Raw genomic sequence first — 12804 nt, 5'->3', positions numbered from 1 at the left:
GAACCAGTCAATAGAAAATCATTTAAATATTTTCAAATCAATAAGTTAGCAATAATTATTAGTATTAAATTCCTAGCACACCAAAAATAACGCTGGCGAATAGATTCATTTTGGCTTTTGTAACGCTGAGCTAAATTACGTCGAACGCGTTAGGTTACCGTGGCTTTGCCGCAATTAATCAAGACACACAAACATATCAACAGAATCTGTGCATAACTTAGTGGGTAACCTTGCTGACAATATTAAAGCAATCACTTACTTACTCTGTTGCATAGAACGTCTACCAAGATTTTATTCAATATTATTGATTTTTATGAGTATTAATCGATCAATCTGAAAAACTCATTAACCCTGCATGTGAATAACAAAATCAAGGACTTGCGCAACAACCGAAGTTTATGATGAGAAACTCATCATATTGAAGTTTTAAAGAACTATTTGGCTGACATTGTGTTGGCAGAAAAAACTTAGCTGATTGTTACAAATACATATAAGTCGTTAATTTTTAACGAAAAACGCACCAAAATCCGATGCTACTTTAAGTTTACTGACACAACTTATATCGAAACTAAGAATTACTCGAAACTTATTCACAAAAATAAAGCAGCGGTAAATAAAAGAGAAACCTGTGGATAAATCTGGTAATAACCTATCGAAAACAGGTTAATGAACCAGCTACTTATTCACAACAGAAGAATTGCACAAGAAGAGGACTTGCCAAACAAAATGATCGTAATTAAAACAATGGCCAGTCTTAGAAGTAACCTAGCAGGCAGCAGATACGCAAACCACTGGTTCAGAGACGAAGCAAAACTAATAAAAAAAGACCTGATCACTCAGGTCTTTTTTTATAATCAAATAAGTTTCACTTATCTAATTTGAGGCTAAAACCTACGCCTCAAAAAACATACGATATAACTTACTTAATTTTGCCTTCTTTGTAGATCACGTGTTTGCGAGCTACTGGATCAAATTTTTTGATTTCCATTTTTTCAGGCATAGTGCGCTTGTTTTTAGTCGTAGTGTAGAAATGACCAGTGCCAGCGCTGGAATTTAAACGGATTTTCTCTCGCATGATGGATGCTCCTAAGATTCAGCGTATTGGGCGAAATTAAATTTTTTCGCCGCGTGCACGAACTTCGGCCAATACTTGGTCGATTCCTTTTTTATCGATAATGCGCATACCTTTGGTAGAGATGCGCAATTTAACGAATTTCTTTTCAGACTCAACCCAAAAGCGGTGAGTTTGCAAGTTTGGCAAAAAACGACGCTTAGTGTGGTTCTTTGCGTGAGAAACATTGTTGCCGGTAACTGGACGCTTACCAGTAACCATACATACCTTAGACATTGTGTCGCCTCGTTTGCGTTTTGCGCCATTAAACTGTGCCTGACTGACACAGACAGGCGTTCGGCAAGAAACTGATTAATTTACTTACATTCCAACGAGCGATCTGAAGCTTTGTTGCTCAAAGCCTAACCGACCCGGTCGCGAAGAGCCGCGTTTTATACCAGAACACCTTATCAATATCAACTGAAAAGCTAAAAACGAGTAAAAATACGGCCTAATTAGAGCCAACCACGCTCAGCAAAGGACACAATCTCGCCTTCGCCAACCACCATATGGTCAAGCACTCGAACATCAACCAACCCAAGCGCATCGACAAGTCGTTGGGTTATGTCGCGATCTGCTCGACTGGGTTCGGCGATACCAGAGGGATGGTTATGAGCAAAAATGACCGCCGCTGCATTCTGGTTCAAGCATTTGCGTACCACTTCTCGACTATATACAGCTGCGCCGTCGATAGTGCCGTTAAATAGATTCTCAAATGCCAACAAACGATGTTGAGTATCGAGGTACAGCACGGCAAAGACTTCGTGATCGAGGTGGCGTAACTGAGCGGTGAGATAGTCTTTTACCGATTTTGGATTGGTAAGCGCTTGTTCTCGCGACAGAGTTTCTTCGAGATGGCGCTTAGCCATTTCTAAAACGGCTTGCAACTGCGCGTATTTGGCGTCACCCAAACCGTGAGCACTGCAAAACTGGGTTCGAGGTGCCTGCAACAAATGTCTGAGACTTCCAAACTCGGATAACAGCTCACGAGCGAGATCCACAGCACTCTTACCTGCACAACCTGTTCTTAAGAAAATGGCCAACAACTCTGCGTCCGACAATGCACTAGCGCCCTTGGCTAGCAATTTTTCTCGTGGACGCTCCGCAGCTGGCCAATCGGAAATTGCCATAAGTCTTCTACTCAACTGATGAAAATACCAATTGAGTATCTGCAAATGGCTGGCAAATCAATGCTCATATCCATGCAGATTTGGTATCGAACGCCATAATCTTAGTTTTAAGAAATAGATACTTTTTCAAGTATGAGATCCCTCAATTCTTAGGCATGGATACTTTTGCAACTTAAGTTATGAGTATCAAAGTCTCACAACCATCAATAAAATCAAACTTTTACCGCTCGCAGGTGAAATTGCGTCCATTACTCAATAGAATCTCGCCCTAAAGTTTTTACTCAACAAATCACACACAATATTCAAAGCAAAGATTAAGAAAAACTGGTTTAAATATGACTGATACACAAGCGTTAGCCGATAAAAAAATTCTCTTAGGCGTCACCGGCGGAATCGCAGCCTACAAGGCTGCCGAGCTAACTCGACGGCTACAAGACCACGGCGCGGAAGTACGTGTAGTCATGACCAGAGGCGCACAGACATTTATTACACCGTTGACGTTTCAGGCGTTATCGGGCAATCCGGTGCATACCGAGCTGCTCGACCCACAGGCCGAAGCGGGAATGGGCCACATCGAACTCGCTCGCTGGGCAGATTTGCTTTTGGTGGTGCCTGCCAGCGCTAACTTTATTGCCAAGGTTGTTCACGGCTTTGGCGATGATCTGCTTACCACATTATGTTTAGCTCGACGCGCTCCTCTCGCCATTGCGCCGGCGATGAATCAGGCCATGTGGGCGAATCCAGCAACGCAAAACAACATTATTAAGGCGAGAGAACTCGGCATTTTGCAGTTTGGGCCTGGCGATGGTGTGCAAGCCTGTGGCGATGTCGGTCAAGGCCGGCTGATGGAAGTACCGGATATTGTTAAAAGCGTTCTGGAACACTTTAAACCCTCCCAATCAACCTCTGATAACAAAAGCGCCCAATTACTGGCCGGAAAAACCGTGTTGTTGACCGCTGGCCCAACCCGAGAAGCTATTGATCCCGTTCGTTATATTTCCAATCACAGCTCTGGAAAAATGGGTTATGCGCTCGCCAGTGCTGCCGCCGAACTTGGCGCTAAGGTGATTCTGGTCTCTGGTCCAACCAGTCTCAGTGCGCCTCAAGGCGTTGAGTGTATTCGAGTCAGCACCGCGTTAGAGATGCAGGCTGCGGTGATGGCAAAGATCTCAGAAACGGATATCTTCATCGGTTCGGCCGCCGTCGCAGACTATCGCCCAGCCAGTGTTGCAGAGCAAAAGATCAAAAAGACCCAAGATCGCGACGACATGACCATCGAATTAGTCAAAAATCCTGACATTATTGCCGGAGTTGCAGCCAGCAATCCAAAACCCTTTACCGTGGGTTTTGCCGCCGAAACCAATGATGTTGCCAACTACGCTCGCGGCAAGCTGGCTCGTAAAAACTTAGATATGATCATTGCCAACGACGTATCGCGCAGTGATATAGGATTTAATGCTGATCAAAACGAGGTTACCGTCTACTGGAAGGAGGGTGAAAAACCCATGCCCAACCTAGACAAGTCGGTACTGGCCATCGAGCTTATGCAACTCGTTGGCGCTCGATATTTAAATCACTCAAGCTAGATCGTATAACCAACGCTTGTGCCTCTTATCTAACTGATGCGCGCGGGGCTTTCACGGTTTTTGCCGATTAATTCTTTGTTACTGTTGGAACCTCAGATTATCTTTCTAACGATAACTCTGCGGTTCTTAAGCTAAAACAGTCGCTCAATTGTTAAGGATTCGATGTGTTTACTTTCTTGAACAAAAGCACCGATAAAAAAAACAACGATAAGTCCAAGCGAGGCTCCCCTACACCGAACACCCTTAAACAAATTCCACTGCCCGTACTGGCGATCATTGTCGCAGTAATCATCAACGCAGTGGTGGCCTATTTTAGCTATGACCACTTCATCACCAAGGTAGAAGCGCAACGACTTGAAAAACTCAGTGAGCAGCATGCCCAAGGTGTGGCTCGCCAAATTCAATTTCGGCTCAACGCTCTGCAATCAACCCTTGATCAGTTTTCAAAACGCCAAGGCTTACTGGAATACTTCAAGTTAACTCAGCGAAAAACCTTGATAACCCAATCAGATTCAGAACCCGAAGACATTCTTGCCGAGGGACAACCCTTATCGACACAAAGCCGCCAACAGTGGCAAAACTCCATCGAAAGACTACTGCCGCCAGACTCTAAAGCCCTGCTAATTGGCTCCAGCAATGCACCTGAAATTCAGTATCCAGAAACGCAATTTCGCTTTGCTGAATTAGATTTGATCAATCAATCCCTGCGTGGTGTACCAACACTGCCTGAAGCGGGACTGGTTGATAACGCGTGGTACTTCACACTCGTGGCTGCGGTGTATGACCAAGAAGATACTAAACTCAGCTCCGCTGAAATTGCTCCAGGAGTCATTATGATCCGGGTTCCGATGAGCAATTTAACCGAAGCCATGGCACAAACGGACATCTCTCTTGGCGCATCTAAACTCTTGCAAATCTTTAAAAATCGCAATCAATTGATCGCCAGCGTCGGCTCGGGTAACGGCCCCAAAGTTACCGTCGATATGAGCGAGCTATGGCTTTTGGAATTTTATCCTTCACCCAAACTGGCAGATCAAGCAAGCGTTCAACCGTGGCTGCTGATTATCGCTCACTCAATAGTGTTACTGCTGACTGCCGGTGGCGCTTATTTCTTAGGAATAAGGATCAAGCATCAGCAAGAAGCCAAAAAACTCGCCATGGAACAGCAACGAATCAGTGTTGGCACCAACCCTATGTCGGCTCTTGCGGACGTAGAAATTTCTGAGGCTGACAAATCACTGATGAGCGGTGAAACCACCGGCCGGATCAATAACACAGAAACTCTTGAGCCAGATACTGAACAATTCCCAGATCACGTATTTCGCGCCTACGATATTCGCGGCATAGCCAACCAAGAAATCACCGAAGAGTTCGCCAACGCTCTAGGTAAGGCTTTGGGCTCACGTGTGATAGCAAGTGGCGGCCACGATATGTTTGTAGGCCGCGATGGCCGCATCTCAAGCCCATCGCTAACCAAAGCTTTGACGCAAGGTATTCTGAGTACTGGTTGTAACGTTGTTGATATCGGTTTGGTTCCCTCACCGTTGCTGTATTACGCCGTTGCTACCGACGAAACCATCAAACACGGTGTTATCGTTACCGCCAGCCACAACGGTGCTGATCATAACGGATTTAAGATGATGCTCAGTGGCGCTACTCTGGCTAAAAACGAGATCGCGCAAATCCATAAAGAAATGGAGTTTGGAAACTTCAAACGCGGCAGCGGCGAAACCAGCATCCGCGATATTTCTATTGAATACATCGATGAAATTCTTTCCGACGTTGCACTCATGGGCGATGCCAAAATCGTGATCGATGCTGGCAACGGCGCCTGTGGTGAAATAGCACCAAGACTCTTTTCCGAAATGGGCTGCGATGTTGTCAGCCTGTATTGCGATATCGACGGCTCTTTTCCTAATCACGAGCCAGATCCAAGCAAACCAGAGAACCTGGCTGACTTGGTTGCTAAAGTCAAAGAAGAAGGTGCCGATCTTGGGGTTGCCTTTGATGGCGACGGAGACCGTGTTTTTGTGGTCACCGAAAGCGGTCAGATTATTTCCGCAGACCGACTTTTGATGTTGTTCGCCAAAGACATAGTATCTCGCAACCCCGGCGCCGACGTGGTTTACGATGTGAAATGTACTCGTCAGCTGGGCAGTCTCATCAGCAGCTACGGCGGCCGCCCCATTATGTGGAAGACCGGCCACGCGCATATGAAAGCAAAAATCATCGAAACCGGAGCCTTACTTGGCGGCGAGTACTCCGGCCACATTTTCCTAAAAGATCGCTGGTATGGCTTTGACGACGGCATACTGGTTGCTGCGCGCCTGCTTGAGATCATGTCCCTTAGAGAACAGGGTCTCGATGAGATCTTCTCGGCATTTCCGGTGCTACCAGCAACCCCTGAGATTCGTATAGCGGTTGCAGAAAGCGATAAATTCGAGATCATTAAACGCCTTATCGAAGTCGGTAATTTCCAAAACGGCACGACAACTACCGTTGACGGCTTGCGCATCGATTTTGGTAAGGGCTGGGGGCTGGTTAGAGCGTCGAACACCGCCTCGGAACTGACCCTGCGCTTTGAAGGCGAGACCGAAGAAGTTATCGAGCAACTCAAAATACTGTTCAAACGTGAGCTTTCTAAGGTCGCCCCTAAACTGGATCTGTCGTTTTAACACAGACTTTTACTCAGATCGTCTTTTTACAATTGCGACTTTCGCGTGACAGAAGATAAACTTCTATCACGCAAATATCCCTTGCACGCACATTACCAAGGAGCACCAGACTCATCATGTCACTTGACCGCACCGCAGCTATGAACATTGCCGAAGTTCTTACCGAAGCATTGCCGTACATCCAACGATTTACCGGCAAAACCATCGTCGTAAAATTTGGTGGTAACGCAATGGTTGATGAAGAGTTGCAAAACAGCTTCGCTCGCGACATTGTGTTGATGAAACTTGTTGGCATTAACCCCATCGTTGTGCACGGTGGTGGCCCTCAAATTGGCGAACTGCTCGAAAAACTGCAAATCAAGAGCGAATTTGTCGATGGCATGCGAGTAACCGACAGCGCCACCATGGACGTCGTGGAAATGGTGTTGGGCGCGAGTGTTAACAAGCAAATCGTCTCGCTCATCAACAATAACGGCGGCCAAGCGATTGGTATCACGGGTAAAGATGGCCAGTTGATCAATGCACGCAAACTGGAAGTTAAACGTAAAACGCCGGGAATGAACGCCCCAGAAATCATCGATATCGGTCATGTAGGTGAGGTTAGCTCGATCAACGTTGGAGTTATCGACATGCTGATCAACAGCCATTTTATTCCCGTCATTGCGCCAATTGGCGTCGGCAAAGATGGCTCCACCTACAACATTAATGCCGATCTTGTCGCCGGAAAAATCGCCGAAGTTCTAAAAGCCGAGAAGCTCGTGCTGTTAACGAACGTGGCTGGATTGCAAGATAAACAGGGTCAAGTACTTACTGGCTTGAGTACCGAACAGGTAGACGGACTGATTGAAGACGGTACTATCTACGGCGGCATGCTGCCAAAAATTCAATGCGCTCTTGATGCGGTTAAAGGTGGCGTAACTTCTGCTCACATTATTGATGGTCGTGTGGATCACGCTGTATTGCTGGAAATCTTCACCGATGTCGGCGTGGGCACCTTGATTACCAATAAGCGCAAAACTTTTGCTTAAGCGTTTTGATGAAATTTTCTGCAATATGCAAAGAATCATCGAATTTGTGGGTGATTAACACAAAATGCTCTAAGCCTTACGTTCAGGGCCTAACCGCACTGTACGTTTATTAAAAAAATCAAATGTAAGTAGATATGACAAAATCAGAAAACAAACTTTCTCGCCGACAAGAAATTTTGCAAGCTTTAGCTCATATGCTTGAGATTTCACCGGGCTCACGCATCACCACCGCGGCACTGGCCAAGCAAGTGGGCTTTTCGGAGGCAGCGCTGTATCGGCACTTTCCGAGCAAGTCAAAAATGTTTGAAGGTCTGATTGAATTTATCGAAGATACCGTGTTTACACGGGTCAATTTGATTTTAAACGAAGAACCTAACGCCATGGGTCGCTGCGAGAAGATTCTCACCTTGCTATTAACCTTTACCGAACGCAATCCGGGTATTACTCGGATACTAACCGGTGATGCTTTAGCGGGAGAAAACGAGCGGCTGCATGCGCGCGTTGTCCAGTTCTACGACCGACTCGAAACGCAAATTAAGCAAATCATTCGTGAAGCTGAACTGCGTGAAGGTATACGCCCACAGATCGGCTTAAACGCGTCAGCGAATATGCTTGTCGCAGCCGCCGAAGGCAGAATTGCCCAGTATGTGCGCAGTAATTTCAAGCGTCGCCCAACTGAACATTGGAACGAGCAGTGGACCTTACTGATGAACGGATTTTTTAGAGAAGCGCTTGCTGGTGTTAACTAGCCGCTAATCGATTAGCCATTTATCGACCAACCAGCGTAATGGTTAAAAATTGACGGCACAGTTCGCAACAGAAAATTAATTGCGCTGTGCCTGCTCACGACGCTGCAAAATGTCCTCAAAGCGGGCAATATCTCGATCAAACTGCTCGGCAACACTCTCATATTCTTCACGCCGAAGATCAATCTGCTCTTCAGCAGAGCGTTTTTCGTTGCGGAAGTTCTGAATGTTAATCAAGATCACCTCGGGTACATCTAAGCCTGCGCGTTCGCTGTCGGCGGCTTTGCTTTGTTCGCGCGCGATTTGTGAATCAAGATTGAGAATATTGCCGCGTAAAATCGCAATATAGGTATTAATTTCCCCTAAACGACGCTTTTTCGCAGCTCGCACATCTGAAACCGTACTGTAGCGAGTGAGCAATGCTTTATCCCACTCTTCCAGTTTACGTTGACGATCACGCGCCGCCAGTTCTTCTTCCGTTAAACTTGCTTTGACAATTCTAACGACATCGCCATTGACGTTGACTACTTCATAACCGCGTTGTGCGTATTCGGGCGGTATTGATTGCTCTAATACTTTAATACCATCGTCATTAACATAGCGGTAAAACAACGGTTGTTGTTGCTGTGCAGAGGCTGATAATCCAATGAGCCCAAAAGACATCCAAGTCACCAGCCACAGACTTCGACCGCCTGCTCGAAGCATAAACTTCAAGACTTGATCAAATGTGTTGATGACGCGTTCCATATAAATTAACTCACTCCAAATTCTGCTCTGTAGGCTTTTACTCGCTCAAGTAACTGCGACTCTTGCTCTGATGATTGACTTAAATACTCAACAATTGAATCTAAATTAACAATACTTATGACCGGAATCTTATATTCCTGTTCGATTTCTTCAATGGCACTGAGTGTACCTTGACCTCGTTCTTGACGATTTAAACCAATCAAGACTGCACCGGGTGTTGCACCGGCTGATGAAATCATAGACATCACTTCGCGCACTGCCGTTCCGGCGGTAATCACATCGTCGACAATTAATACCCGACCTTTAAGCTCAGAACCAACAATAGTGCCGCCTTCACCGTGATCTTTGGCTTCTTTACGGTTGAAGCTATAAGGTAGATCGAGTTGATGCTGATCGTATAAAGCACCAGCGGTTACCGCAGCCAAAGGAATACCTTTGTAAGCAGGGCCAAACACTAAATCTATTTCAACTCCCGAGTTAACCAACGCTTGAGCGTAAAATCGCCCTAAACTTGCCAAAGCAGAACCGGTTTTAAATTGCCCGGCATTAAAAAAGTAGGGGCTTTTACGGCCAGATTTTAGGGTAAATTCCCCAAAACTTAAGGCTTTATGTTTGATGGCTAACTCAATGAAATCTTTTTGGTACTGAAGCATGTAAAGAATACCTAATTAAATCAGGAATAAACGGCAACTAACTAACAAAATTGTCTAAACGTCGTTATCATACACAGTCCATCATCAAGGGGCGAATATGCGAATAATCAGTTTGAGCGTGGACGGCATTCACCAAGCCGCCCAACGCGGTCTATACGAGTGGTTGTCCGAGCAAGACGCGGATATCGTATGCCTACAAGACTTGCGAGCGCTGGAGCACGAACTCGACCACGACATTTTCCACCCAAAGGGCTACAACGCGTATTTTTTTGATTCTGGAATCAAACACTACAACGGCGTTGCCATCTACTCGCGCCATCAGCCTAAAGCCTTAATTTACGGCTTAGGTTTTAGCAGCGGTGTTGATATGGAAGGCCGCTATTTGCAGGCGGATTTTGAACACATATCCATTGGCTCATTATTAGCTCCTAGCGCCAACACCGAACTTGAATCGCTTGAAGTAAAAATAAAATTCTTCGACGACCTGCAAGCCCATCTGCACAAAATCACGCGTAAGCGCCGCGCTTTTATTTTTTGCGGCAATTGGCAAATGGCTCACAAAACAGCAGACGTTGAAAACGCACGAGCCAACGAAAATAACGCAGGCTTTTTGGAACACGAACGCCTTTGGATGGACCAATTGTTCACACAAATTGGCTATACCGATGCCTTCCGTTGCGCCAACCGCGATCCCGATGAATACACCTGGTGGCCACAGGGTGAAGTAGGTAAAGGCGACGGCTGGAGAACCGACCTACAGGTGGTTTCCGACGAACTACGCTCACGTGTTGAATACGGCGTTATTTATAAAAACCGTACGTTCTCATCACACCTACCTGTAATTATTGATTACGATATCGAATTGTAACAGCTTAAAGGCATCGAAATTTTCAAACAAACACTCAAAAACAAATCTCAGTTTCGTGTATTCAACCAAATAATTACCGTGATGGTCGTTGATTCAAGTTTTAATTTCTGAATTCTTAACAAAATTATGCTTTCATAAAAGCTGTATTACTCAAAAATTTAACAAGTCATTCTTGAATAAACAAAATAATGGCTGAATAAATAAACAAAAAAAGCCCGAAGAACTTATTCAGCTCTTCGGGCTTTTTTATTACCAACACCAACTCTTAAATAGATTTCGCTAAATAGATTCGGCCAATGCTGCTCGCTGTAATCCGTGCAGGGATTCAATACCGCTTTTTGCAATTGCTAGCATCTGCGCAAACTCATCACCTGTGAATGGATTTTCTTCGGCGGTTCCTTGAACCTCAATTAAGCCGCCGCCTTCACACATAACAATGTTCATATCGGCTTGGGCGTTACTGTCTTCAGGGTAATCCAAATCAAGCACCACTTCGCCTTCGTAAATACCAACCGAAACCGCTGCTACTAATTTATCGAGTACAACACCTTTTAATAAACCACGGCTCTCAAGCACGGCAAGCGCATCCATGATTGCAACACAAGCACCGGTGATAGAAGCGGTTCGAGTACCGCCATCGGCTTGAATAACATCGCAATCAACCAAAATAGTGTTTTCGCCCAACGCCTCTAGATTGGCTGCTGCACGCAGTGATCGACCAATTAAACGCTGAATCTCCACCGTTCTACCGCCTTGCTTACCACGTGCGGCCTCTCGGTCCATGCGCGTTCCGGTAGAGCGCGGCAACATGCCGTATTCTGCGGTAATCCAGCCGCGGCCTTCACCGCGCATAAAACGAGGCACACCTTCTTCAACGGTCGCGGTACAAAGCACCTTGGTATCGCCAAACTCAACTAGCACAGAACCTTCTGCGTGCTTGGTATAATTACGTGTAAATGTGATATCTCTTAATTGATCGGCCAAACGACCACTGGGTCTCTGCATTGAAAATTCTCTCCTGTGCACCGGTAACAAGTATAAATTTGCGGCTAAATAATTGTTTTATTTAAATTGAATCAAAACTGTACGCACAAATTCTTCTGGCCCGGATTATAACTAACCCACCTTGTGATACCATGAAATATTAATTCGTAATCCAGCCGACTAGAAGCTTGCGCCTATTTTATCGCGCACTATAAAAAACCCTCGGCATATTCATTTTGGATAACACTCTCTCATTGAGCCCAACAGAAGGACTGACAATGACCCACAGCATGACCGGCTTCGCTCGCCAACAAAATACCTTTGAATGGGCCAGCCTGACTTGGGAAATACGCAGCATTAATCATCGTTATCTCGAAGCGCATTTTCGGTTACCAGACACACTACGCGTCTTAGAACCACAATTACGCGAAGTATTAAGAGAAAAAATTGCCCGCGGCAAAATAGAAGTCAGCCTGCAACTGCAAAAAATCAGTCAGCAACAATCCATTCACATCGACCGTGAACTTGCCCAACAGGTCATCAATGCCTGCGAAGAAATCAATCAATTAATGGGTAAAACCGCCTCCGTAAATCCCATGCAAATTATGCAGTGGCCGGGCGTTATTATTGAATCTGAAACCGACTTTGAAGCAGTCAAAAACGACGCTCTAAAAAGTTTCGATAAAGCCGTCGATGATTTAATTCAACAACGTGCGCGCGAAGGCGACGAATTACAAAAACACATTTCCCAGCGTTTGGTAAAAATATCGGAATTAGTCGCCCAAACCCGCGAAGCATTGCCGTTAATCAAAGAAAATCAGCGTCAAAAATTGCTCGATAAACTTGCAGCACTGCAAGTTGAAATCGACCAAGATCGCCTCGAACAAGAATTAGTGTATCTCGCGCAAAAATCCGACGTCGACGAAGAGCTCGACCGACTAGAAACCCACGTTAAAGAAGTGCAAAACTGCCTAAAACAGAAAAAACCCGTTGGTCGCCGACTCGACTTCTTAATGCAAGAACTCAATCGCGAAGCCAACACACTCTCATCAAAAGCCACCGTTAGCGACACCACCCAAACGGCGGTGGAACTTAAAGTCTTAATCGAACAAATGCGCGAACAAGTGCAGAATATTGAGTAGTTTTTCCACCTCTCCAAAAATGCCTTAAAAGCCCTGTTATTTGCTTATAAATTCAGGGCTTTTTTTGTTTTTGCCGCAATTATTTGAGCACTAATGGAAAAAAGAATAGAAAGAATCAGAACCGACTCAAGGAT

At 45.4% G+C, this 12804-nt stretch carries 12 protein-coding genes; 6 read left to right on the top strand and 6 right to left on the bottom strand.

Going from position 1 to position 12804, the window contains the following annotated elements:
* Nucleotides 1-919: 919 nt before the first annotated feature.
* From rpmG to radC, 3 genes are all read right to left on the bottom strand, one after another.
* The gene (gene rpmG, locus ACYQ2C_RS10385) at nucleotides 920-1075 is read right to left on the bottom strand and encodes a 50S ribosomal protein L33 (protein ID WP_460049038.1); all 156 of its coding nucleotides are present in this window, start codon (nucleotides 1073-1075) and stop codon (nucleotides 920-922) included.
* Nucleotides 1076-1111: 36 nt separating this feature from the next.
* Nucleotides 1112-1348 carry a 50S ribosomal protein L28 gene (gene rpmB, locus ACYQ2C_RS10380; RefSeq protein WP_460049039.1) on the bottom strand — a complete coding sequence of 79 codons (237 nt, stop codon included), beginning with the start codon at nucleotides 1346-1348 and terminating at the stop codon, nucleotides 1112-1114.
* 218 nt (nucleotides 1349-1566) lie between these two features.
* Nucleotides 1567-2241 (bottom strand): RadC family protein, encoded by a 675-nt coding sequence (radC, locus tag ACYQ2C_RS10375; RefSeq protein WP_460049041.1) that lies wholly within the window; start codon nucleotides 2239-2241, stop codon nucleotides 1567-1569.
* 335 nt (nucleotides 2242-2576) lie between these two features.
* On the opposite strand from radC, the gene coaBC reads away from it, so the two are divergent.
* From coaBC to slmA, 4 genes are all read left to right on the top strand, one after another.
* A complete protein-coding gene (coaBC, locus tag ACYQ2C_RS10370; protein WP_460102338.1) occupies nucleotides 2577-3827 on the top strand; it encodes a bifunctional phosphopantothenoylcysteine decarboxylase/phosphopantothenate--cysteine ligase CoaBC in 1251 nt (416 codons plus the stop codon).
* Nucleotides 3828-3991: 164 nt separating this feature from the next.
* Nucleotides 3992-6502: a phosphomannomutase/phosphoglucomutase gene (locus ACYQ2C_RS10365; RefSeq protein ID WP_460115678.1), complete on the top strand. Its 2511-nt coding sequence runs from the start codon at nucleotides 3992-3994 to the stop codon at nucleotides 6500-6502.
* A gap of 116 nt (nucleotides 6503-6618) precedes the next feature.
* Nucleotides 6619-7530, top strand: coding sequence for an acetylglutamate kinase (gene argB / locus ACYQ2C_RS10360; protein ID WP_460049045.1), 912 nt, complete (start codon nucleotides 6619-6621; stop codon nucleotides 7528-7530).
* 134 nt (nucleotides 7531-7664) lie between these two features.
* Nucleotides 7665-8279, top strand: coding sequence for a nucleoid occlusion factor SlmA (gene slmA / locus ACYQ2C_RS10355; RefSeq protein ID WP_460049046.1), 615 nt, complete (start codon nucleotides 7665-7667; stop codon nucleotides 8277-8279).
* A gap of 75 nt (nucleotides 8280-8354) precedes the next feature.
* Here the strand turns inward: slmA and ACYQ2C_RS10350 are convergent, their stop codons facing one another.
* A complete protein-coding gene (locus ACYQ2C_RS10350) occupies nucleotides 8355-9023 on the bottom strand; it encodes a hypothetical protein (protein WP_460049048.1) in 669 nt (222 codons plus the stop codon).
* Nucleotides 9024-9028: 5 nt separating this feature from the next.
* Nucleotides 9029-9676, bottom strand: a complete 648-nt coding sequence (pyrE, locus tag ACYQ2C_RS10345; RefSeq protein WP_460049049.1) for an orotate phosphoribosyltransferase — start codon at nucleotides 9674-9676, stop codon at nucleotides 9029-9031.
* Nucleotides 9677-9773: 97 nt separating this feature from the next.
* On the opposite strand from pyrE, the gene ACYQ2C_RS10340 reads away from it, so the two are divergent.
* Nucleotides 9774-10544 carry an exodeoxyribonuclease III gene (locus ACYQ2C_RS10340; RefSeq protein WP_460102332.1) on the top strand — a complete coding sequence of 257 codons (771 nt, stop codon included), beginning with the start codon at nucleotides 9774-9776 and terminating at the stop codon, nucleotides 10542-10544.
* A gap of 279 nt (nucleotides 10545-10823) precedes the next feature.
* Here the strand turns inward: ACYQ2C_RS10340 and rph are convergent, their stop codons facing one another.
* Nucleotides 10824-11549 carry a ribonuclease PH gene (gene rph / locus ACYQ2C_RS10335; RefSeq protein WP_460049052.1) on the bottom strand — a complete coding sequence of 242 codons (726 nt, stop codon included), beginning with the start codon at nucleotides 11547-11549 and terminating at the stop codon, nucleotides 10824-10826.
* Between the two features lie 257 nt (nucleotides 11550-11806).
* Between rph and ACYQ2C_RS10330 the strand changes: the two genes are divergently transcribed.
* Nucleotides 11807-12670, top strand: coding sequence for a YicC/YloC family endoribonuclease (locus ACYQ2C_RS10330; RefSeq protein ID WP_460049054.1), 864 nt, complete (start codon nucleotides 11807-11809; stop codon nucleotides 12668-12670).
* Nucleotides 12671-12804 lie beyond the last annotated feature (134 nt).

Source organism: Sessilibacter sp. MAH3 (assembly GCF_054658275.1).
Note: the sequence above shows the minus strand (reverse complement) of the source record. Positions and strands in the feature narration are given on the sequence as shown.